Source organism: Pseudomonas sp. GM21, assembly GCF_000282215.1.
Classification (GTDB): domain Bacteria; phylum Pseudomonadota; class Gammaproteobacteria; order Pseudomonadales; family Pseudomonadaceae; genus Aquipseudomonas.
Genome location: NZ_AKJS01000012.1, coordinates 46,621 through 68,924, shown reverse-complemented (window position 1 = coordinate 68,924; position 22,304 = coordinate 46,621). Strand labels below are relative to the sequence as shown.

18 protein-coding genes are annotated in these 22,304 nt (G+C 60.0%); 10 read left to right on the top strand and 8 right to left on the bottom strand.

All coding sequences use genetic code 11. The features are described from left to right. Window positions 1–779: hypothetical protein (locus tag PMI22_RS25960; protein ID WP_007943024.1), on the bottom strand; the 779-nt coding region annotated here is incomplete at its 3' end. A 78-nt stretch (window positions 780–857) separates the two neighbouring features. Between PMI22_RS25960 and PMI22_RS25965 the strand changes: the two genes are divergently transcribed. Continuing rightward, entirely contained in the window at window positions 858–1,727 is an 870-nt protein-coding gene (locus PMI22_RS25965) for a DNA-binding protein (RefSeq protein WP_007943022.1), read from the top strand. 256 nt (window positions 1,728–1,983) lie between these two features. Here the strand turns inward: PMI22_RS25965 and speB are convergent, their stop codons facing one another. The 4 genes from speB to PMI22_RS25985 form a co-directional block, all read right to left on the bottom strand. Beyond that, on the bottom strand, window positions 1,984–2,934 hold the full coding sequence (speB, locus tag PMI22_RS25970; protein WP_007943021.1) for an agmatinase: 951 nt from the start codon (window positions 2,932–2,934) through the stop codon (window positions 1,984–1,986). Between the two features lie 146 nt (window positions 2,935–3,080). Beyond that, window positions 3,081–4,790, bottom strand: coding sequence for an amidase (locus tag PMI22_RS25975; protein ID WP_007943020.1), 1,710 nt, complete (start codon window positions 4,788–4,790; stop codon window positions 3,081–3,083). 118 nt (window positions 4,791–4,908) lie between these two features. After that, window positions 4,909–6,198, bottom strand: a complete 1,290-nt coding sequence (locus PMI22_RS25980; RefSeq protein WP_007943019.1) for a polyamine ABC transporter substrate-binding protein — start codon at window positions 6,196–6,198, stop codon at window positions 4,909–4,911. Between the two features lie 321 nt (window positions 6,199–6,519). Next, the gene (locus PMI22_RS25985) at window positions 6,520–7,719 is read right to left on the bottom strand and encodes an agmatine deiminase family protein (protein WP_202949199.1); all 1,200 of its coding nucleotides are present in this window, start codon (window positions 7,717–7,719) and stop codon (window positions 6,520–6,522) included. A 251-nt stretch (window positions 7,720–7,970) separates the two neighbouring features. Here PMI22_RS25985 and PMI22_RS25990 point away from each other — a divergent pair, with 251 nt between their 5' ends. Then, window positions 7,971–8,873 (top strand): LysR substrate-binding domain-containing protein, encoded by a 903-nt coding sequence (locus PMI22_RS25990; protein WP_007943017.1) that lies wholly within the window; start codon window positions 7,971–7,973, stop codon window positions 8,871–8,873. 125 nt (window positions 8,874–8,998) lie between these two features. On the opposite strand, the gene PMI22_RS25995 is transcribed toward PMI22_RS25990, so the two are convergent. Next, window positions 8,999–9,613 carry a LysE family translocator gene (locus tag PMI22_RS25995; protein WP_007943015.1) on the bottom strand — a complete coding sequence of 205 codons (615 nt, stop codon included), beginning with the start codon at window positions 9,611–9,613 and terminating at the stop codon, window positions 8,999–9,001. A gap of 691 nt (window positions 9,614–10,304) precedes the next feature. Here PMI22_RS25995 and PMI22_RS26000 point away from each other — a divergent pair. Then, window positions 10,305–12,176, top strand: a complete 1,872-nt coding sequence (locus PMI22_RS26000; protein ID WP_007943013.1) for a DUF1302 domain-containing protein — start codon at window positions 10,305–10,307, stop codon at window positions 12,174–12,176. 26 nt (window positions 12,177–12,202) lie between these two features. Further along, entirely contained in the window at window positions 12,203–13,570 is a 1,368-nt protein-coding gene (locus PMI22_RS26005) for a DUF1329 domain-containing protein (protein WP_007943012.1), read from the top strand. A 128-nt stretch (window positions 13,571–13,698) separates the two neighbouring features. Here PMI22_RS26005 and PMI22_RS32225 read toward each other — a convergent pair whose 3' ends face one another. Together PMI22_RS32225 and PMI22_RS26015 are read right to left on the bottom strand one after the other, a co-directional pair. Continuing rightward, window positions 13,699–14,181: a response regulator transcription factor gene (locus tag PMI22_RS32225; RefSeq protein ID WP_007943011.1), complete on the bottom strand. Its 483-nt coding sequence runs from the start codon at window positions 14,179–14,181 to the stop codon at window positions 13,699–13,701. Next, window positions 14,144–16,396 (bottom strand): AAA family ATPase, encoded by a 2,253-nt coding sequence (locus PMI22_RS26015; protein WP_007943010.1) that lies wholly within the window; start codon window positions 16,394–16,396, stop codon window positions 14,144–14,146. Before PMI22_RS26015 ends, PMI22_RS32225 begins: the two co-directional genes overlap by 38 nt. 247 nt (window positions 16,397–16,643) lie before the next feature. Between PMI22_RS26015 and PMI22_RS26020 the strand changes: the two genes are divergently transcribed. The 6 genes from PMI22_RS26020 (at window position 16,644) to PMI22_RS26045 (ending at window position 22,268) form a co-directional block, all read left to right on the top strand. Further along, window positions 16,644–17,774, top strand: coding sequence for a CaiB/BaiF CoA transferase family protein (locus PMI22_RS26020; protein ID WP_007943009.1), 1,131 nt, complete (start codon window positions 16,644–16,646; stop codon window positions 17,772–17,774). A 155-nt stretch (window positions 17,775–17,929) separates the two neighbouring features. Then, complete coding sequence (locus tag PMI22_RS26025) at window positions 17,930–19,117, top strand: lipid-transfer protein (protein WP_007943008.1); 1,188 nt, start codon at window positions 17,930–17,932, stop codon at window positions 19,115–19,117. 176 nt (window positions 19,118–19,293) lie between these two features. Then, entirely contained in the window at window positions 19,294–19,731 is a 438-nt protein-coding gene (locus PMI22_RS26030) for a MaoC family dehydratase N-terminal domain-containing protein (RefSeq protein ID WP_007943007.1), read from the top strand. A 10-nt stretch (window positions 19,732–19,741) separates the two neighbouring features. Next, on the top strand, window positions 19,742–20,176 hold the full coding sequence (locus PMI22_RS26035) for a MaoC family dehydratase (RefSeq protein ID WP_007943006.1): 435 nt from the start codon (window positions 19,742–19,744) through the stop codon (window positions 20,174–20,176). Between the two features lie 46 nt (window positions 20,177–20,222). Continuing rightward, window positions 20,223–21,053, top strand: coding sequence for an SDR family NAD(P)-dependent oxidoreductase (locus PMI22_RS26040; protein WP_007943005.1), 831 nt, complete (start codon window positions 20,223–20,225; stop codon window positions 21,051–21,053). Between the two features lie 69 nt (window positions 21,054–21,122). After that, complete coding sequence (locus tag PMI22_RS26045; RefSeq protein ID WP_007943004.1) at window positions 21,123–22,268, top strand: acyl-CoA dehydrogenase family protein; 1,146 nt, start codon at window positions 21,123–21,125, stop codon at window positions 22,266–22,268. Window positions 22,269–22,304 lie beyond the last annotated feature (36 nt).

Genomic DNA, 22,304 nt, shown 5'->3' with positions numbered 1-22,304 from the left:
GCCCCCAGCCAGGCGGAAAGTGCTTGTGCTGCTGGACCACGCAGCGGCCTCTCACGACGCACGCCTCCGGTGTCGGTCTTGGTCGCGCCTAAGGCGTACAGCCAGGTGTCGACATCCAGTTGGCGCACGTCGCTCAGTTGCAGGCCCACCACTTCCGAACGCCGTCGCCCGCCGCCACTCCAGGCCAGCAGGAGCAGGGCGCGGTCGCGAATGCCGCGTACGCCGTCGTTGCAGGTGGCGAGCAGCGCCTGCAATGGCTCGAGCACGATCGCGCTTTTCTTGCGCACGTTCACGCCCTGGCGCGACTGGGCTTTACGCGCTTCGCGCAGGAGGGTCTTCAGCGCCGACGCTTCGGTTGGATTGTCCCACTCATTGATCCGGTGCCATTTGCCCAGCACGGCCAAACGGTGACTGACCGTGTTGAACGCCAGCGGCCCCAGCTTGGCCTTGACCCGGGCAGTGACCAGCGCGGCGTCAACGCCCGGCGGCAACAGGTGCGCCCAAGTGCCGTCTTCCAGTGGCCGTGCCAGGTGCTCTAGCACGAACTGAATCGCCACCGCGGCTGGTAGCGGGCCATCGCCCAGTGCCTGGCCATAACGCAGTTGCAGCCAGGCCGACCAATAGGTGAGGGCGCTGCGGTAACTGCGCACCGTGTTGGCCGCGGTGCCGGCGGCGATAAAGGCCGCCGCGGCCTCCTGGGCGTTTTCGGCGAGAACGTGCAGTTCCAGCGGCGTTTCGTTGACCAAGAACAACTGATCTGTAATATCTAATACGTTCAACGTATGATAATCCAAATATTCATAAAATAACGTCGGATAACATTCTATTATCAGACCTAATATAGCCGGAGATGAGCCATGGCAGTAGGAGTGCCGGAAAATGAGGTGTTTGCCGCCGCGGATGCAGTCCTGGCCCGCGGCGAACGGCCAACGGTGGAGCGCGTGCGTCTGGAGTTGGGCCGCGGCAGCCCGGCGCGGGTCGGTGGCCTGCTCGACCAATGGTGGGGGCGGTTGGCCGAACGGCTGAGCGGCGAGACCCGCCTGCCAGCATTGCCCGGCGAGGTGTCGCAGGCGTTTGTCGCGGTGTGGCAGCAGGCTATTCACCTGGCGCAAGGCGTCGCCGAACAAACCCTCGCGGAGCAACGTCAGGTGCTGAGCGCAGAACGCGAGCGGGTGGCCGCGGTCGAGGATCAGGCGCGTCAAGACGCGGCACTATTTCGCCAGCAGGCGGCGGAGGCCTTGGCTGGGCGTGAGGCAGCTGAGTTGCGCCTGGCTGATCTGGAGTTGCTATTGTCCCAGCGCCAGACGCAGATCGAGGACCTGCAGCAGCAGCGTGAGATCTTGCTGCATGAGCGCCGCGAAGCTCAGGAGCACAACCAGGCGTTGCAGCAGGACCTGGAGTCGTTGCGGCTCAAGGCCGAGCAGGAGCGGGTTGCGCAGGAAGTCTATATACGCGGGGTCGAAGATCGAGCGCACCGCGAGGTCGACCGCGCGCGGGAGGAGGGTAGAGCCATGACGGCCGAACTCAAGGCTGTCGGACGCCAAGTCGAGCAGTTGCAACGGCGTGTTGAGTCCATTCAGCACGAGCTCAGTCAATCTCGACAATTGGCAGCAGCACAGCATGCCCGTGCCGAAACGTTGGAGCAACAACTGACGCTGGTGCGTCAGGCTCCCAGCGTAAAACGTAAGCCCAGCACCAGAAACCCCAAGCTGAAGAGCGGCTCCTGACAGATTAAGGTGTCACTGCTTCCAATAGCGCGTGCTGAGACCACCCTTACAGAAAGGTCGCCCAGCGTTCCCGGCACCCAGACTCTAAGGCCTCCAAGGTGGCACATTTGCAGCGTATTGGCATTGATTGCGGCTGGGCGCGAAGGGCTCTGATCGACCCTAAGCGGCCGGTGGGGGCAGGCAGAAACCGGCCAGTTGCTGTCATGACAGCAACTGGTCGAAAATGTCTGTAGCTGTCCAGACCACTGGTTTACAGCTAATGCCGCGCGGCATACAGGCAGATCATTTCCATCGCCAACGCGGCCCCGGCAAGCGCAGTAATCTCGGCGTGGTCATATGGCGGTGCTACCTCCACCACGTCCATGCCAATCAGGTTGATACCGCGCAGACCTCGCAGAATGGCCAAGGCCTGATGGCTCGATAGTCCACCGCAGACCGGCGTCCCCGTGCCAGGGGCAAATGCCGGGTCGAGGCAGTCGATATCGAAGGTGAGATAGACCGGATGGTCGCCAACGCGCGCCCGGATAATTTCTGCCAGTTCCTTGGTAGAGCGATCATGTACTTCACTGGCATTCAACACCTGAAAGCCCATGACGTCGTCATTGGTCGTGCGCTGGCCAATCTGGATGGACCGTGCAGGATCAATCAGCCCTTCGCGGACGGCGTGATAAAACATCGAGCCGTGGTCGATACGCTTGTCCTCGCCGTCGGACTCCAGGTCATGGTGCGCATCGAAATGGATCAACGACAGCGGACCATACTTGGCCGCGTGAGCTTGCAGCAGCGGATAGCTGATGAAGTGATCGCCGCCCAGGGTCAGCATCGCAGTACCCGCCGCCAGAATCCGCTCGGCATGGGCCCTGATCGCTGCAGGGGTCTGCTCCGGGGTGCCGTAATCGAAGTAGCAATCGCCATAATCGACACAAGCCAGCAGATCGAATGGGTCAAATTCCCAAGGCCAGTGACGTGCCCAGGCTGACTGCACCGATGCCTCGCGGATGGCCCGTGGTCCGAAGCGGCTGCCCGGTCGATTGCTGGTCGCGGTATCGAACGGGATGCCGCTAATGGCGATATCCACGCCACGCAAATCGCGGGTGTAGCGACGCCGCATAAAGCTGGTGATACCACCGTAGGTCGGTTCACCCTCGGTGCCATACAGGCTGTCACGCGTCATCGCCTGATCAATTATCGAATTGTCATTTAGCATGGGATTCTCAATGCGGGTTACTGAAGCTGACCCAGACATGCATACGCTCACGCAGTGCTCGCTGGGGTAGAGGTTAGTTTTTGTTGCTCGAGCTTGCCGTGACCGGGCTGGATTGGCGTTTTGTCGCGCCAGCCCCATTGCGGTTTTCAGCTGCCTGGCAAGGGTGGGGTTCGCACCGGGATCAAGCGCTTTGATCCGGTGGCCTCAAACGCCGACGCCAGGCGCAGCAGCGCTGAGTCGTCGTAGGCGCGCCCAGCAAACGTCAGGCCGACGGGCATGCCGATGTCCGGCATCACACCCATCGGCACGGTGACCGTTGGCACGCCGAGGTGACGGATGGCCAGGTTGCCGTTGGCGACCCATACGCCGTTGCTCCAAGCGATATCCGCCGATTGCGGATCGACATCGGCATTCGCCGGGCCCACGTCGGCGACTGCCGGGAAGATCACCGCGTCGAGCCCCAGCCGATCCATCCACTCCTCAAGATCGATACGCCGGGTCTGCTCCAGCCCGCGCAGGCCATCGGGTAGTGTGGTGATCTGATCCCACGGGGTGATGCCACGCTCGGCCATGCGCACGTATTCTTCCATGCCAATGGCCGCGCCATCTTCACGGTCAGGCAGAGCGCCTGGGGCGTGCGGAAAAATCTGCGGGCCGTCGACGTCAGCCAGACGGTTTAGTTTGGGATCGTCGTTGGCTTGCAGGAAGTCATCGAACGCCCAGACGGTCAGGTCCCACAGTTCGTGATGGAGGAACTCTCTGGACACCAGGCCGCGGGTTAACACCGTCGGCGCTCCAGGTCGATCACCCTCGCAATTGGAGACCAGCGGGAAGTCTGTCTCAACCACTTCTGCACCGGCCGCTTCCAGAGTCTTTCGTGCGTTTTCCCAGAGGGCGATCACCGAGGCACGGGTGTTGATCCGCTGGCCTCTCGCCCACCCGTTACCCGGCGCTTCGCTGGTGCCCGCGTCGGGGTCGGAGTTGATGTACATGCGCGGTACGCCCAAGCGCTTGCCGGCGAGTGCGGCGGGCCTAGCAGCCAGTTCCAAGTAGGAGGCAGGACGCACCGAGGCGACGCTGGGGATCGCCACCCAAGGTTGCAAGCGCCATAGGTCGCCACGTTTGTCGGCGTCTTCGGCCACCACCACGTCGAGCACCTCGAGCAGGTCGGTCATGGTCCTGGCATAAGGCACGACCACATCCATGGTGGGCGTCAGTGGCCAGTTGCCGCGCACCGAGATCACCCCGCGCGACGGTGTATAGGCGCACAGACCATTGTTTGAGGCCGGCCCGCGGCCGCTCGACCAGGTTTCTTCAGCAAGGCCGAAGGCGGCGAAACTGGCAGCGGTGGCCGTACCTGCGCCGTTGGAGGAACCCGAGGCGAAGGGTGCAGTGAGGTAGACCGCGTTGTACGGGCTCTCGGCACGGCCATACACGCCGCGCTGCATGCCGCCATTGGCCATGGGCGGCATATTGGTCTTGCCCAGGCAGATCGCACCGGCGCCGCGCAAGCGCTCTATGGTGAACGCATCGCGATAGGCAACCAGGTCCTTGAAGGCCGGGCTGCCGGACGCCGCGGTCAGGCCTTTGACCAGATAGCTGTCCTTGGCTGTATAGGGAATACCATCGAGCGGACCGAGGGTCTCGCCACGGGCACGACGGGCGTCGCAGGCCTGCGCTTCTTCAAGCGCATTCGGGTTGCGCACCACCACCGCGTTGAGGGCGGTGGGCGTGTTGGGGCCGTCGTAGGCATCGATTCGTGAGAGATAGGCCTGGACCAACTCAACTGCCGTGGTCCGGCCAGCTTCGAGGGCTGCGCGCAACTCGGCAATGGAAACTTCAGTTACTTCAATCATGCTGTTACCACTGGCTACTGGATCTACAAGGTGGCTTGATTGGCGCTGCGCACCAGTGAAACCGCATCGGCCATGTGCCTGGTTCCGTTGGGCCTCACTGGCGCAGCGCAACTTACTTTTAGGTTCCCGACTTGAGCTTGGTCCATGCACGGGTGCGAGCGCGTTCTGCACTAGACGGCAGTGGCACCAGAGCGAAGAGGGACTGCTGGACGTCGGCGGAGGGGTAGAGATTGGGGTTGTTGCGGATTTCCGGGCTGACCAGAGCAGTGGCGTCCTTGTTCGGGTTGGGATAGCCGACGAAGTCGCTGATCGGGGCAATCACCTGCGGCTGCAGCAGGTAGTTGATAAAGGCATGGGCATCATCTGGGTTCTTCGCATCCTTGGGGATGGCCAGTACGTCGAACCAGACCGGTGCGCCTTCCTTGGGCAAACGCATGTCCACCACCACGCCGTTGCCGGCCTCCTTGGCGCGATTGGCCGCCTGGGAGAAACTGCCGGAGTAACCCACAGCCACGCAGATGTCACCATTGGCGATATCGGTCATGTATTTTGAAGAGTGGAAGTAGGCGACGTTGGGGCGGATCTTTTTCAGCAGTTCTTCGGCCTTCGCGTAGTCTTTGGCCTCAGTGCTGTTGGGCGGCAGGCCCAGGTAGTGGAGGGCGATGGGGATCATATCCGTCGGCGAATCGAGCAGGGCCACGCCGCACTGCTTGAGCTTGGCAATGTTCTCTTCCTTGAAGATCAGATCCCAGCTGTCCACCGGCGCGTTTTCGCCGAGCGCAGCCTTGACCTTGGCCGGGTTAAAACCGATCAGTACGGTTCCGTACAAATAAGGCACGGCGAAACGGTTACCCGGATCGTTGGCTTCGATCAGCTTCATCAGTTGCGGGTCCAGATGCTTCCAGTTGGGTAGCTTGCTGCGGTCAAGTGGCTGGAACGCGTTGGCCTGAATTTGCTTGGCGAGAAAACTGTCGGATGGCACCACCACGTCATAACCGGAGTTGCCGGTGAGCAGTTTGGCCTCCAGGGTTTCGTTGCTGTCGAAGATGTCGTAGACCAGCTTTGCGCCATTCTCCTTCTTGAAGTTGTCCAAGGTCGGCGGCGCGACGTAGTCGAACCAGTTGTAGACACGCAGCGTGCGCTCTTCCGCATGAGCGTTAGCGCTCAGCAGGCCCAGGCTGCAGATCGTAGCGAGGAGCGAACGGGGGAGTTGATGCTTGATCAATTTCTCACAGCTTTGGGAAATGGTGCCCAATCGTTTGGCTGCCAGCGCCGGGCCTGCAAGCATCGTCAGAGCTTTCAGCAGGACGGCACGCAGGCTACCGACTCCAACGCGGGCGGTGCTCCAGGACACCGTGTCCGCTCCCATATCGATTTTTTGCCACGGCTGTTGCTGCTTGTACTTCATAGGACCACCTTTTGAATTATTGTCTTTGGCCTAGCTTCGGATGAATTGTTGCGGCGGCTTGAATCACAATCAATCTATATAAATTGCAATTAACTCAAGCAAAAAAACTAAACGATAGGGGTTCTCGCAAATGTCTCCTGCGCTTCTTGCAGGCGGTGACGGGATGCACCAGGCAGCGGCATGCACAAACGCGGGCACGTCATCTTTTGGAGTTGGGCGGTGATTCCCCACGCAGGGCTGGATCAGCCGAACTGGCCCAACCCTGCGAGGGAAAGCCGTCTGGCTATTGCTTGCGCCTCATAGGCGGCAATCCTTTCCGAGCTAACCGACACTAGGAATGTGTTGGGTGATGCAATGCACACCACCGCCATTGTTGGCAAGGATGGTGCCATCGACACCCACGACTGGCCGTCCCGGAAAAATCTCACGGAAGAGATTCAAGGCAATCTCATCTGCAGGAGTGCTTGAAGTAGGAACCACGATGCCGACGTTGGATTTGTAGAAGTTGATGTAGCTGAAGTTCTCCACTGTCAGGCCAGACACCTTGAATGTTGGCTGAACGGGCATCTTGGTAATCTTGAAAGGGCGGCCTCTTGCATCGGTGCTTTGTTGCAGCACTGCCAGGTTTTCCGCCATCCTGGGCACGTTGGGGTTGTTTGGGTCCGACGGGTAATTCAATAGCAGATGGGCTGGCTCGATGTAGGCAGCAACTAGGTCGACATGCCCATCGGTAGCGGCAGCGCCGTCGTCGCCGTACACCCCATACGGCAGCCAGATCATTTTGGTCGCGTTATAGGCACGCAGCAGCACGGTCTCGATCTGAGCCTTGGTCATGCTTGGATTACGATTGGGATTGAGCAAACACTGTTCGGTGGTAATGAGCGTGCCCTGTCCATCGGTAATCACCGCGCCACCTTCAAAGACCATATTCACTGGTGATTTAGGCACGTTCAGCGTGGCGCACACGCCAGTGGGCAATTGATCATCCAGGGTGGCCGACCACCTGTTACCCCAGCCGTTGAAAATGAAATCTCGTCCCAGCATGTCGTGTCCTGATGGGCTCAGCGCGAAGACTGGCGCGGTATCACGCGTCCAGCAATCGTTGTATGGATTCTCGATGACAGTAACGTTAGGGTCGCATCGCTTGCGTACAACCTCGGTATAGCCGGTCATCGCCATCATCAAGACCGGCTCGAACTGCGCAATGGCATTCGCTACATTGATGACAGAATCTTGCATGGGTTTGAGCTGATCCTTGTAGCTTTTGTCATAGGGGTACGCCATCAACACGCTCTGGTGAGGCTCCCACTCTGCGGGCACCCGAAAGCCATCCGAGGCAGGGTTGGACTCCGCCGCTCGGGCCAAGCGTCCAAGACCTGACGTACCGATGGCCGTTGCAGTAATAGCCACCAACACGCCTGTATTAAACCTGCGCCTTTCCGGGTTCGTAGGCCCCTCCATTGCGGCTTGATCCGCTGTCAACGGCTCTGTTGCCAACTGAATGTCTTGTTCTTGATCCATGTAACGAGTCCCCCAGGTTATCCAGCCAGATATCTCATTTACCAAGGCACACGAGCGAAACAGGTAGAGGTGCACCGAGCCCACCCCTCATCGCTTACTTCTCACGCCTGTTGTTGCCTGTGCTTCGTAGGGCCACCTATTGAATTGTTGTCTTTAGCCTCCCTCCGCTGAATCTTTGCGGTTGCTGAAGGCGCAATCAACCTATATAAACTGCCAACAAAATAGGCAGAAAAACTAAATGGTAGACCCGCATGCCCTTGCCTCCGCTCCATGCGTTTCGCGTATTTGAATGTGTTGCAAGGCTGGGCCATGTCGGCGCTGCCGCCGCTGAACTTCATGTAACTGCGGGCGCCGTCAGCCAGCAAATCAGAGCCTTGCAAGGTTCACTTGGCATCAAACTGTTCTATAAGCAGGGGCGCCACCTAGTGCTGACGGAGCGTGGTTTGGCACTACAACGTTCGGTCGCGCGAGGCATCGGCGAAATCACTGAAGGGGTGCGACAGATCTGCGAGGCGGATTTCCAAGAGGCGACGGCGAAAGTCTTGACCATTTCGACAGAGCCGGTTTTTGGCGCGGCCTGGCTGATGCCGAAGTTGTTCACCTTTCGTGCAGAACATCCGCATATTCATCTGCGCGTCATTACTGCCGACGACATCAGCGAGGTGGACTGGCGCAGGGCAGATGTTGCCGTGCTCTATGACGCCCCGATCTGGGAAGGGTTCTGGTGGCGACCATTGCAGAACCTGCACATGTTTCCGGTTTGCTGCCCGCAATTACTGCGCGGCCCCCACGCGCTCAAGCAACCCTCAGACCTGATTCACCATCGTCTTTTGCATGAAGATGACGGCACTCAATGGCGGCGCTGGTTGCTTGAGGCTCGCCTGCCATATCCGGGCGATGCCGATGTCCATCTGGAAGACCTCGGCATCGCCTTGCAGGCCGCTCGCGATGGCTATGGTGTTGCACTCAGCGATGAGATCAACTCGTCACGCGACCTCGATGAGGGACGCCTGGTGCAACCCTTTGCACTGAAGGTGCCGACAGGGATGGATTATTTCTGCATCTGCAACGAGGAGAGTCGCGATATTCCTGAGATAGCTTTGCTCATCGATTGGCTGATCGAGCAGGCAAAGATAGTCCCGGCCTACCCGTAAGCGTTGTTGGGGGGTTTAACGCTCACGTGGCTCAGCACAAAGCTGAATGACCTCTGGATGGAGTCTTGAACTGCTGCTTTTGGCCGATAGCGGAGTCTCCCCACGTCTCGCGGTCGATTCAATACTCAGGTCAGCTGTCGTACTCCCAGGCCCAGAATCAGACTACCGCACAGGCGATCAATCACTTTCCGAGCCTTCTGATACGCCGAGGAAATCGTTGGTTGCGACAAAGCCACCGCAACCAGTCCATACCAGGTCAGCGAAACGACCACCACAACCGCCAGCATTGAGACGAAGGTGCTGACCGAGGGGTGGGCGGGGGCTGCTGCTGAAAAGACGGCGGCGTAGAAGGCCATGGATTTAGGATTGCCGATGTTGGTGACGACACCTTGAAAGAAAGATTTCCGGACGCTGCCAGTCGGGCCCTCGCAAGGCCGTAAGGCGGGATGCTTGCCTGCTTTAATGATCAGGCGTATGCCAAACCACATCAGGTACGCAGCACCCATTATCTTCACAACCAGTACCGCCCATGGGAAGGCTGCAAACACAAGGCCTAGGCCTGTGATCGCACAGCCAGACCAGAGCAGGTTCACGGTCACTATACCGGCGACTAAGGCCAGCGCCTCGGCACGTGTCGCGGCTACTGCCTTGTGAACAACGGCGACGAAGTTCGGTCCCGGAACCACTACGCCCGCCAGATAAACCCAGAAAACAGTGAGCACCGCGGAACTGTCGAACATTTCGATCCCTCTTAGCGCTGATCGGTATCAGCGTCTGGTTGAAGATTTCATCACGTTTTTCGCCGCGAGAGCATCAATGCTAGCGAGCGAAGGGGCCGACAGTCAGACACAGATTCCACAATAAACTCCGATACAGTGACCTTTTATGCTGAGTAAGCCCTGCCCGGCGATGAGGCGGTCAGGGATCGCTATGGCCAGGCGAGGAATACTTCGCGATAAGGGCGGATGTGTGCTGCCTCCAGTGTCCGCAATTGGCCGATTTCTGCCTTTTACGGCCAGCTGAAACCGACCCATAGAGGTCAACAAGCTTGGCGTTACCGCTATACCGGGGTAACAGGCAAAAACATCAAAGAGCCCCCCGGTTAACGTCCACTTTTCCGGTCTCCAGCGGAGTTGGAGGCGCCAATTCGTCCCAAATCTTCAGAGTTTATAGATGCTTGAGGGTGATCTATTCGATTACCCCACCAACACACCCCCACTCCCCCCCGTTTTCCCCTCCTTTGAGGGGCCGTATTACGCGATCTGACTCATAGCATCGCGTCGCGGTAACTGAAAAAAACACAAAAAGTCACCGAGCAATCACCGCTCCCGAAACCTACGAGTGCCTCCCAGGGCTTGAAGCAATTGGTGCGCTATTGACTCGTCTGAGCGATTGACGCTCGTTTTTCCTCATCCGTAATCGGAGTGCTGCATGATAAGAACAACAATGCACAGAGGCTTTCGGCCACACCTGTTGGCCATCGCTGTCGCTTCCGGCTTCAGTGCCCAAGCAACCGCTGTAAATTTCAATATCGGGGAGGTACAGGGGCAATTCGATTCGTCGTTGTCGGTGGGCGCCAGTTGGGCCGTGCGTGGGCCGGATCCGGATTTCATTTCCAACTTCAATTCCCAGGGCAAGCGTGGCGAGGCGTCGACCCGGGTGTCCGATGACAATCGCTTGAACTTCAAGAAAGGCGAGACCTTCTCGAAGATCTTCAAGGGCGTGCATGACCTGGAACTCAAATACGGCGAAAGCGGCGTGTTCGTGCGTGGCAAGTACTGGTACGACTTCGAACTCAAGGATGAACATCGCCTGTTCTATGACATTGACGACAGTGGCCGCAATGATCTGGCCAAGGCGTCCGGCGCAGAATTCCTCGATGCTTTTGTCTATCACAACTACACCATCGGCAATTTGCCGGGCAATGTGCGCCTGGGCAAACAGGTGGTGAGCTGGGGCGAAAGTACCTTCATCGGTAACGGTATCAACTCGATCAACCCGACGGACGCCGCGGCATTGCGCCGCCCGGGCGCCGAGGTCAAGGAAGGGCTGATCCCGGTCAACATGTTCTACCTGTCGCAGAATTTCACCGAGAACTTGAGCGCGGAGGCCTTCTATCAATTGGAATGGGAAAGCACCGTCGTCGATAACTGCGGCACCTTCTTCGGCTCTGATGCGGTGGCCAAGGGGTGCAATGACCGACTGGTGGTTTCCGGTCTGGACCTGGCGCCAGGCGTGGCCAGGAATACCGGTGGCGCAGCGACAGTCGGTGGCTCAGCGGCTCAGGGTGGCGGTGTCGACGACGTCTACATTCCGCGAGTCAAGGACAACGAGCCGAGTGACAGTGGTCAGTTCGGCGTGGCGTTGCGCTGGTTCGTACCGGAGATGAATGACACTGAACTCGCTGCCTATTTCATGAACTACCACAGTCGCAACCCATTGCTCAGCGCGGTTCGCACAACGGGGCCGGGTACGCCGGCCAGCTCACTGAACCTGATACGTAATTCACGCTACTTCGTTGATTACCCCGAAGACATTCGCCTCTACGGTTTGAGCTTCCAAACCAATATGGGCGGTACTTCCCTGGGCGGTGAGGTCAGTTATCGTCCGAACATGCCGCTGCAACTCAACAGCCAGGACTTGATCAACGGCAGCCTTGGTACTGCCACGTCACCACTGGTTTCCACAGGTTTCGCCACGAGCACGCCCGGCGGCGTGATCAATGGCTACAAGCGCATGCCAGTGTTGCAGACGCAGATGACCGCTACCCAATTCTTCGATCAGGTCTTTGGTGCAAGCCGTCTGACCCTGGTGGGTGAGGTCGGGTACAACCGAATCAACGGTCTGGGCGAGACCGACGGTACCGATCTGCGCTTTGGCCGCAGCGGCATCTTCGGCAGCGGCATCCTGCCTGGTGCTGCCGGGTTGGCGGCTTGTCGGGGTTCGGTGTCGCAGGTTCCAGGGCAACCGGCAGGCGTAACCACGCCGACCAACCCGCAACAGGAGTGTAATGACAAGGGCTTCTACGACACCGATTCGTGGGGCTACCGTGCCCGTGCGCGTTTGGATTATCCGAACGTATTCGCCGGTATCAACCTGGCGCCGAACCTGGCCTGGTCCCATGACGTAAATGGCAATGGACCCAACTTCGAGGAAGGCCTCAAGGCCGTCAGCGTCGGCCTGGATGCCGACTATGCCAGCACTTACACCGCAAGCCTCAGTTACACCGATTTCTTCGGTGGTCATTTTAATACCAACGGTGATCGTGACTTCGTCGCGCTCAGCTTTGGCGCGAACTTCTAAACGAAGACAGGCGAGAGAACCTCAGCATGAAAACAAAAACAATGATGCAAACATGGGCGTTGTCATTGGCCCTGATCGTCGGTCAGGCAATGGCCGCCGTTACTCCGGAGGAAGCAGCCAAGCTAGGCACCAGCCTGACCCCGCTCGGCGCCCAGAAAGAAGGTAATGCCGAAGGCAGCATTCCAGCCTGGACTGGTGGGCTCAAGCAGGATGCGGCGCCGGTGACGAACCTGTTCGTCGGCGACCCGTTTGCCGGCGAGAAACCCCTGTTCACCATTACCGCTGCCAACGTCGGGCAGTACAAGGCCCGACTGAGCGAGGGGCAGGTGGCCATGTTCAAACGCTATCCCGATACCTACAAGATACCGGTATTCGCAAGCCATCGCACTGCGGCTAACCCGCAGAATGTCTATGATGCCGCGAAGAAAAGTGCGCTCAATACGCAGCCAGCCGATGGCGGCAATGGCTTGCTGAACTTCGCCGACTCGCGTTATTACGCGTTTCCAATCCCCAAGAGTGGCGTCGAAGTATTATGGAACCATTTGACGCGCTACCGTGGTTTGAACCAGAAACGCGAAACTGTGCAGGCGGTGCCGCAGGTCAATGGTTCGTTCACCATTGTTCAATTGAACGATGAAATCGCGTATCCGCAGTTCATGCCTGCCGATGCCCAAGCTGACGCAACTAACATCCTGTTCTACTACAAGCAGGAAGTGACGGCACCACCGCGACTGGCCGGTAGCGTGACGTTGATTCACGAGACCATCGACCAGGTGAAAGAACCGCGCCTGGCGTGGGTCTACAGCGCCGGTCAACGACGGGTTCGTCGGGCCCCGCAGGTCGCTTATGACGGACCGGGCACCGCGTCGGACGGGATGCGCACCACGGATAACGGCGACCTGTTCAATGGTTCGCCCGACCGCTACGACTGGAAACTGATCGGCAAGAAGGAAATGTACATTCCCTACAACAACTACCGGTTGGCTTCACCATCGCTCAAATACGCCGATATCCTCAAGCCTGGCCATATCAATCAGGACCTGACGCGCTATGAATTGCACCGCGTCTGGGAAGTCGAGGCAACCCTGAAACCTGGCATGCGCAACATTTATGCAAAACGCCATATGTACATCGATGAAGACACCTGGCAGGCGGCACTGATCGACCATTACGATGGCCGCGGGCAGTTGTGGCGGGTGGCCGAAGGCATGGCCTATAACGATTATGCCAACGGCGTCAGTACCTATGCGGCCCAGGCGTTGTACGACCTGATTGCCGGGCGCTACCTGGTCAATGCCTTGATGAACGAATCCCGGCACGGCAGCATTTACGGTAACGCGGCGAATCTCGCCGATTACACCCCGGCAGCACTGCGTAGCGCCGGTATTCGATAACAATCGAAACACCGATTGAGCACCGCACCCCTGTAGGAGCGAGCCTGCTCGCGATAGCAACCTGACCGTCAACTTATCTGTTGAATGTTAAGCCGCCATCGCGAACAGGCTCGCTCCCTGCAGGGGCACTACTCGTTTGGGGAGATGCGTTGCCGGGCAGCGATCAGCGCTTCGTACCGCCCGGACACTCCAAGCTTGGCATAGATGTTCTTGAGGTTCCACTTGATGGTTTCCTGACTCAGGTTCAGGGTCTGGGCCATGCGTTTGTTGGACATGGCTTGCTCAAGCAGACTGATGATTTCCATCTCGCGCTTGGTGAATAGCGCAGACTCGCTGACGCCGCTTTCCGTCGCGGCCCGCGCCGACATCGAAGGCGCAACGCTGAAGTTCAGCGGCGCTGCGATCAGGCGACTGCGATAGCTCTCCAAGACCGGATCATCCTCGCACTCCAGCTCAGCCAGCAGCGAGATCAGTGGCGCGCCTTCGTCCAGCAAGGTACGCACCAGGCCAAGACGCAGGCTTTCGGCCACGACCTGACGCAACAATATCCGGGCCTCTCCCGTTTGCCCCAGATCATTGAGCGCTACGGCGCGCAGCAATTGCGACTGCACTTTCCATATTCCGCGAGCGTAACGCGTCGCCAGTTGCTCCAGGCTGTCGAGGGCCACCAAGTGCCCGTTCCGACTCTTGCCGGGCCAGCGAGGTGCGGGCTCGCGACAAGGCGGCGAGGGCGGCGATCTGGTGGGCGGCCGGACTGTCGCCATCATGACGATGGGCCAGCGCTTCCAGTGCCGCGCGCTGGCTTTCGCATTGGCGCCAGTCGCCACTGCCCAACAGGATACGGATCTGCTCGGCCAGGTTGTACGCCACGGCGCGGTCGAAACCTTGTGCGCGTAGCCCGATCGCCTTGCTGGCCAGGTAGGCCAATGCGGCCGCCGAAGACTCCTGCAGGCAATTGAGACGCGCATTGCTGATCATCGCGCTGATAGTGATATCCGGTGGCGACAGGTGCAGCAGATTGAGGCGATTGCCCAACACCTGTCGCGCATCGTCGATACGGTCCATTTCGTAATGCGTCTCGGCGGCTCCTACGCCACAGCAAGTGGCGCTGATGGAGCGATGGCCATGGGCGCGCTCGGCCACGAGCAGTACGTCGACGATATTGCGCGATGCTTCACGCACATTCCCGCTGAGCATGGCGCCATGGGCGGCGGTGACGACGGCCAGCAGCGCCACTTCGTCATGACTGATGCGTATGGCCCGGGCCTGGGGTGCGTTGATGTAATCCCAGGCCGCTTGCTGCTGACCGGTTTGATTGAGGCAGTGGACGTGCAGGCACGCACGCATCTGCTCATTGAATGGATGATTGAAGCGATGCCCGCGTATGCCTTCCAGCAGTTGTTGGCACAGGGGCAGGTTGTCCTGTTGCGTGGCGATCGACGCCCTGACCAACGCGATGTGCGGGCTCAACTGGGCTTCGTCGTGGGGGCTCTGTTCCAGCGCATCGATCCAGGCCTTCGCCTTGCCGGTCATCATCGTCAGCACACAACCCCAGGCGCCTTGCAGCAACACACCGGGATGTTGCACCAAGCGCTCGAGCGGCACGCAGTCGAGCCAGCGCACAAACTGACCGAGATAACTGATGTTGTGCTGGTCGGGTTGGCTGCGTTCAAGCAGCGCCACCAAGGCTTCGAAATTCTCGCTCTGCACCGCGTGATGCACGGCTTCGTTGACAACGCCGGCCTGCTCGAACCACGCCGAAGCGCGCAGATGCAGCGCTTGCAGATCAGCGCCCGAGGCGCTCAGGCGCTGCTGCAGAAACTCGGCGAACAACGGATGCAGGCGATACCACGGGTTCCGGCACTCCATGTCCATGGGCACGATGAACAGGTTGCGCGCCTCGATATTGGCAATCAGCGCTGGTGCGTCGCAACTCTGGCTGACTTCGGCGGCCACCTTCTCGTTGAAGCGGCGCAGGATCGAAACCTGTTCCAGGAAGGTGAGCGTCGCTGCCGGCAGATCGCTGATCACGTCTTCGACCAGGTAATCCACCAGGCCGGCCTTGCTCGACAGCAGTCGTTCGCTATTGAGGCCTTTACGCGGGTTGGCCTTGAGCGAGATCGACATCATTTGCAGGCCGATGGGCCAACCGTCGGTCGAGGCATGAATGCTGTGGGCCAGATCGATGTCGACGTCGTCGTCCAGATAGGCCTTCAGGAATGCCAGCGATTCGTCGAAGCTGAAGCCCAGGTCGGTGCTGCTGATTTCGCACAGCTCGGCCATGGCCCGCAGCCTGCCCAGTTTCAACTCGGGAAACACCCGCGACGCAAGCACCACATGCAGTTGCGTCGGCGCACTGTCGACCATGGTCTGCATGAGCATTGAAATGGCGGGGTCCGTGGCGAACTGAAAATCATCGATCATCAGGTACAGCGCCGTATCGACCCGCGCCAGCGTGTTGATCATCACCGACGCCAGGGCCAGCGAGCCGTTCTGTGCATCCCCCTTGACCAGCAACAGCAGGTCGTCATCCAGCGGCAGGCCGGCCTGTTGCAGCGCGCCGATCAGGTTGGCGGAGAACGATTCCAGCGTCGCGTCCTCCTGGGACAGAGACAACCACACCACGCCACTGCCTTCCTTGAGCAGGCTCTGACGCCACTGCGCCAGCAACGTGGTCTTGCCGAATCCGGCGCTGCCGTTGATCAGCGTGAGGCGGCAATTGCGCGCCGCCAGCAAGCGCGACAGCAGCGGCATGCGCAACACCGCATGGCTGCTGATGCGCGGCGGTGAAAAACGGGTGGTGATCAAGGGGCGGGTGGCAGGCATGGGAATCCAGACTACAGCTGTTCTTGTTATGGACGGGTGGGGTGGGACGGTTCCCCCAAGTGGAGTGGGTACGCCATCACACCGTACGTCTAGTGTGCTGAATCAGTGCCGGCTGACGAGCAGACGCGCAGCAGATCGACGTCGTGATGCTACCCGCGTGCTGCCCGTATTTCCAGTCGACCTCACCGACCCTAATGGACTGGCCACACTCGCCTGTCCCCTCATGACAAGAGCAGAGAACCCGACAATGCCCGGACCTTTGGCAGGTGTGAAAGTAGTTGAAATGAATGCGATCGGCCCTGCGCCGTTCGCCGCCATGATGCTGGCGGACATGGGCGCGCAGGTTATTCGTGTCGACCGTCAGGTGGCCGGTTTTCTCAATGCCGATGGCAGCCTGCTTGGACGCGGACGGCGCAGTATTGCTATCGACCCGCGTAAACCCGGCGCCGATGAAGTGCTGCTCAAACTGATCGACGGCGCCGATGTGCTGATCGAGGGCTTCCGTCCCGGCGTCATGGAACGCCTGGGCCTTGGACCGGAAGTCTGCCTTGAGCGCAATCCCAAATTGATCTATGGACGCATGACCGGTTGGGGCCAGAGCGGGCCGCTGGCTCCTGCGGCGGGGCATGACCTGAATTACATCGCACTGTCCGGCGTACTCAACGCCATGGGTCATGCCGACCGTCCGCCGACCCCGCCATTGCATCTGGTGGGTGACATGGGCGGCGGAGCGATGTTTCTGCTGACCGGCATACTCGCTGCGCTGTTCGAGGCGCAAAAGTCCGGCCTCGGACAAGTGGTTGACGCCGCCATCTGCGACGGCACCACGCTGCTGGGCAGCATGTACTACGACCTGCGTCATCAGGGCCAATGGGGCGACCAGCGCCAGAGCAACATGCTCGACGGCGGCGCGCCTTTCTACGGTTGCTACAGCTGCGCCGACGGCAAATTCGTGTCGATTGGCGCCATCGAGCCGCAGTTCTATCAGCTCCTGCTCGAGCTGTGCGAAATCGACGATCCGGGCTTCAAGCAACAGTGGCAGCAGCAAGCGTGGCCGCTTCTGCGAGAGAAGCTTGAGGCCCTGTTCCTGACCCGTACCCGCGATACCTGGACCCAGCTGCTCGAAGGCACCGATGCCTGCTTCGCCCCGGTGCTGGACTTCAGTGAAGCACCCACCCACCCGCACAACCAGGGGCGCGGCCTGTTCATGGAGACCGCCGGCGTGCTGCATCCGGCCCCGGCGCCACGCCTGAGTCGTACACCGGCGCAGGCGGGTGGTCTGGTGAGAAACGGCGAAAACACCCTGGAAATCCTTGAGCAACTGGGGCTTAGCGTTGCGCAGATCGATGAGCTGCGCAGCGTTGGCGCGATTGTTTGAGTGCGCACTGAACCACCAGCGCTGACGCATCCCACCCCACCCGAGCTCCCCCCGTCCGAGCGGGTACAGCCCGGAGCGGCTGCGCAAGGATAAGAGGGTGGTTTGCTCGGGACCGCCGATCAACAAAAACAACAAAGAAATTCCAAGGAGTATGTATGTCGCACAAACCTTACGTCGCCGGTGTCGGCATGATCCCATTCCTCAAGCCGGGAGCCAGCGGTTCCTACATTGAAATGGGCGCCGAAGCCACGCGCCGGGCGCTCAAGGATGCGGGCCTGGACTATCGCCTGGTGCAGCAGGCCTATGTCGGCTACGTCTACGGAGACTCCACTGCGGGCCAGTCGGCACTGTATGAGGTCGGCCTGAGCGGTGTTCCGGTGGTCAACGTCAACAACAACTGCTCCACCGGCTCCAGCGCCTTGTTCCTGGCGCGTCAGGCCGTGGAAAGCGGGGCGGTCGAATGCGCGTTGGCCCTGGGCTTTGAACAGATGCAGCCCGGTGCCCTGAAAAACCAGTGGGAAGACCGCCCGATGGCGATGGGCAAATGCTCCGAAGTGGCGAACCTGCTGACTGCGGATGCCGAAGGTGTGCCCATGGCGCTGCGTATGTTTGGCGGCGCCGGCCGTGAGCACATGCAAAAGTACGGAACGCAGATGAGCACCTTTGCCGCGATCCGCGCCAAGGCCAGCCGCCACGCTGCCAACAACCCATTGGCGCTGTTCCGCAAGATCGTCACCACTGAAGACGTGATGAACGACCAAGTGGTTTGGCCGGGCGTGATGACCCGCCTGATGGCCTGCCCACCGACTTGCGGCGCTGCGGCGGCGATCATTTGCAGCGAAGCCTTCGCCAAAAAGCACGGCCTGCGCACCGACGTGGTGATCCTCGCCCAGTCGATGACCACCGACGCGCCGATTGCCTACGAGCCGCCATCGATGATCCAGATGGTCGGTTTCGACATGGCCCAGCGCGCGGCCGGTGAAGTGTATGAGAAGGCCGGCGTCGGCCCGCAGGACATCCGTGTCGCCGAAATGCACGACTGCTTCGCGCACAACGAATTGCTGACCTACGAATCCCTCGGCCTGTGTCCGGTGGGCGGCGCCGAGCGCTTCGTGCTCGATGGCGACAACACCTACGGCGGCCAGGTGGTCACGAACCCGTCGGGTGGTTTGCTCTCCAAGGGCCACCCACTGGGCGCCACCGGCCTGGCCCAGTGCTACGAGCTGACCCATCAGCTGCGCGGCAGCGCCGAGGCGCGTCAGGTTGAAGGCGTGAACCTGGCCTTGCAACACAACCTCGGCCTGGGCGGTGCTTGTGTCGTGACCCTTTACGGTCGCGCCTGAGTCCTGGCCCTAATGCTGATCCCTGTAGGAGCGAGCTCGCTCGCGAAAAATGTCTGGACACCGCAATCATTCAGACAGGGCGCGTCATCGTTGATGACCATCGCAAGCAAGCCCGCTCCTACGGGGTTTGAGCAGCATTGCTGGCTCTTGATAAACCCGTAGAGGAGTGAAATGAAATGGCAGACAAAAGTCTGATCGGGCGCTCCATGGGCGTCACCCAGGTAGAAGTGGAAAAGGGTCGCTTGCGGTTTTTCGCCAAGGCCATCGGTGAAATCGACCCGATCTACACCGACGAAGTTGCCGCCAAGGCCGCAGGCTACCCGTCGCTACCGGTGCCTGCGACGTTCCTTTTTTGCCTGCAGGGCGAGGGCCGGGACCTGGTTGAGCAGTTGAACGTCTACGGCTTCGATCTGGGTCGCATCCTGCACGCCGAGCAATCGTTTGTTTACCACAAGCCTGCGGTGGCCGGCGATGTCCTGACTTTCGACAGCCGCGTTGCCGACGTTTACGAGAAGAAGGGCGGCGCGTTGCAGTTCGTGGTCAACGAAACCCGTGTGACCAATCAGCACGGCGAACATGTTGCCGATATCCGCGGCACGCTGGTTCAGCGTTGAGGAGCAGTCGATGAGCAAATTTCTGAAGTGCGGCACTCAATACAGCGATATCCGGGTCGGTGACCAGATTCCGTTGCTGCAACTGCCTGCGATCAACCGCACAACCCTGGCCCTTTACTGTGGTGCTTCGGGTGACCACAACCCGATCCATGTCGACATCGACTTTGCCCGTAAGGCGCGCATGCCCGATGTGTTTGCCCACGGCATGTTGTCGGCGGCCTATCTGGGCCGCTTGCTGACCAACTGGGTGCCACAGCGGCAGATCCGTTCGTTGTCCATGCGTTTCACCGGCATCACCCAACTGGCTCACGTCCCGACCTGCAGCGGCACCATCGCCGAGAAGTTCGAAGTCGATGGCGAGCAATGTGTGCGCATCGACATCACCTGCAGCAACCAGTACGGCGAAGAAAAACTCGCAGGCAGCGCGGTGGTGGCTTTGGCCTGAAGCTGCCGTGAACACCCACATTCGAACAAGAAATGAGAACAGAACAATGAAAAAGCTTGAAGGCAAAGTAGCCCTGGTGACCGGTTCCGGTCGTGGCATTGGTCGCAGCGTTGCCCTGCAACTGGCAAGTTATGGCGCCAAGATCGTGGTCAACGACCTAGATGCCGCTCCGGCCGAAGAAGTGGTCGCCGAGATTCGCAACGCCGGTGGCGATGCCGTGGCCTGCGTGGGCAGCGTGACCACCCCCGACTTCGCCGAGCGCTTCGTCAAGACTGCCGTTGAAAGCTTCGGTGGCATCGACATCATCATCAACAACGCCGGCTACACCTGGGACAACGTCATCCAGAAAATGACCGATGAGCAGTGGTACGCGATCATCGACTGCCACCTGACCGCGCCGTTTCGCATCTTGCGCGCCGCTCAACCGGTGATCAGCGCCCAGGCCAAGAAAGAGGCTGCCGAAGGCCGCGAAGTGTTCCGCAAGGTCATCAACATTTCCTCCATCGCCGCCGGCGGCAATGCCGGGCAGTCCAACTACTCTGCCGCCAAGGCCGGCATCCTCGGCATGACCAAGACCCTGGCCAAGGAATGGGGGCGCATGAAGGTGTGCGTCAACGCCGTGGCCTTCGGCTTTATCGAAACCCGCCTGACCCAGGCGCTGGCCGGCGATGAAAGCAAGACCGTCACCATTGAAGGCCGCGAGATCAAGGTCGGCGTGCAGAAGGCCATGATCGACGGCGCCAGCCAGGTAATCCCGCTGGGCCGTCCGGGCACCCCGGACGAAGCCGCAGGTTCGGTGGTGATGCTGTGCCTGCCGGAAGCCAACTACGTTTCCGGCCAGACCCTGGTCTGCGGCGGCGGCCACGGCACTCTCTAAAGCGACGTCGTATCCCGGATGCCCTAGTGGTATCCGGGAGTCCCTTCCAAAGCACTCGAGGCCTTCACCATGCTGGATAACTACCGTTCGCCCTGGCTGGACGATGACGTTGTACCTTTTGCCGACAGCGTTCGCCGCTTTGTCACCCAATCGCTGGTACCACTGGAAGAGCAATGGCGCGAGCAACATCAGGTTGACCGTGCTTCCTGGCTGAGCGCTGGTGAGATGGGCATGATCCTGCCCGATGTGCCGGTGCAATACGGTGGCTCTGGCGGAACGCCGGCGCATCTGGCCGCCGTGATCAATGAAATGACTTATGCCGGCGTAACCGGTCTGGGGCTGGGTATCAGCCACATCGTCGGTCACTACATTCTGGCCGACGGCACCGAAGCGCAGAAACAGCAGTGGTTGCCGAAAATCGCCTCGGGCGAAGTGATCTGCGCGGTGGCCATGACCGAGCCGGGCACCGGTTCCGACCTGCAAGCCATCCGCACGCGGGCGGTAAAGCAGGGCGACCAATACGTCATCAACGGTGCCAAGACCTTCATCACCAACGGCCAGATCTGCGACATGGTGGCGGTCGTGGCCAAGACCGACCAGGACGGCGGTGCCAAGGGCCTGTCGATCTTCCTGGTGGACACGCGCTTGCCGGGTTTCCGCCGTGGCAAGACCCTCGACAAGCTCGGTTGGGAGGCCCAGGACACTGCGGAACTGTTCTTCGACGACTGCACGGTGTCGGCCGACTGCCTGCTCGGCGGTGTCGAAGGCAAAGGGTTCTTCACCCTGATGAACCAACTGCCTTATGAGCGCATGCAGATCGCCATCAACGCCACCGCCACCATGGAGCGCGCCCTGGCGCTGACGCTCGATTACACCAAGGAACGCAAGGTGTTCGGCCAGCGCGTACTGGATTTCCAGAACACTCGCTTCACCCTGGCAGACATCAAGGCCACCACCCTCGCGTCGCGGGCCTTCTGTGACTGCCTGATCCAGCAATGGGTGGACGGCAAGCTCGACTCCAGCCAGGCCTCGATGGGCAAATTCTGGCTGACCGAAAGGGCAGGTGAAGTGGTCGATAAATGCCTGCAGTTCTTCGGCGGCTACGGCTACATGAACGAGTACCCGATCGGCCGCATGTGGACAGAAATACGCGTCACACGCATCTACGGTGGTGCCAACGAAATTCAGCGCGAGCTGGTGGGCCGCTCGCTCTGACAAGTCTTGGCTGCAAAACACATCAGTTGAACTCCG

Coding starts and splice junctions, on each gene's coding strand:
- PMI22_RS25995 (WP_007943015.1), bottom strand. CDS start 9,613: ATGTTCGACAGTTCCGCGGTGCTCACTGTTTTCTGGGTTTATCTGGCG.
- PMI22_RS26045 (WP_007943004.1), top strand. CDS start 21,123: ATGCTGGATAACTACCGTTCGCCCTGGCTGGACGATGACGTTGTACCT.
- PMI22_RS26005 (WP_007943012.1), top strand. CDS start 12,203: ATGAAAACAAAAACAATGATGCAAACATGGGCGTTGTCATTGGCCCTG.
- PMI22_RS26040 (WP_007943005.1), top strand. CDS start 20,223: ATGAAAAAGCTTGAAGGCAAAGTAGCCCTGGTGACCGGTTCCGGTCGT.
- PMI22_RS26030 (WP_007943007.1), top strand. CDS start 19,294: ATGGCAGACAAAAGTCTGATCGGGCGCTCCATGGGCGTCACCCAGGTA.
- PMI22_RS26015 (WP_007943010.1), bottom strand. CDS start 16,396: ATGCCTGCCACCCGCCCCTTGATCACCACCCGTTTTTCACCGCCGCGC.
- speB (WP_007943021.1), bottom strand. CDS start 2,934: ATGCTAAATGACAATTCGATAATTGATCAGGCGATGACGCGTGACAGC.
- PMI22_RS26025 (WP_007943008.1), top strand. CDS start 17,930: ATGTCGCACAAACCTTACGTCGCCGGTGTCGGCATGATCCCATTCCTC.
- PMI22_RS25980 (WP_007943019.1), bottom strand. CDS start 6,198: ATGAAGTACAAGCAGCAACAGCCGTGGCAAAAAATCGATATGGGAGCG.
- PMI22_RS25985 (WP_202949199.1), bottom strand. CDS start 7,719: ATGGATCAAGAACAAGACATTCAGTTGGCAACAGAGCCGTTGACAGCG.
- PMI22_RS26020 (WP_007943009.1), top strand. CDS start 16,644: ATGCCCGGACCTTTGGCAGGTGTGAAAGTAGTTGAAATGAATGCGATC.
- PMI22_RS26035 (WP_007943006.1), top strand. CDS start 19,742: ATGAGCAAATTTCTGAAGTGCGGCACTCAATACAGCGATATCCGGGTC.
- PMI22_RS26000 (WP_007943013.1), top strand. CDS start 10,305: ATGATAAGAACAACAATGCACAGAGGCTTTCGGCCACACCTGTTGGCC.
- PMI22_RS25975 (WP_007943020.1), bottom strand. CDS start 4,790: ATGATTGAAGTAACTGAAGTTTCCATTGCCGAGTTGCGCGCAGCCCTC.
- PMI22_RS25965 (WP_007943022.1), top strand. CDS start 858: ATGGCAGTAGGAGTGCCGGAAAATGAGGTGTTTGCCGCCGCGGATGCA.
- PMI22_RS25990 (WP_007943017.1), top strand. CDS start 7,971: ATGCCCTTGCCTCCGCTCCATGCGTTTCGCGTATTTGAATGTGTTGCA.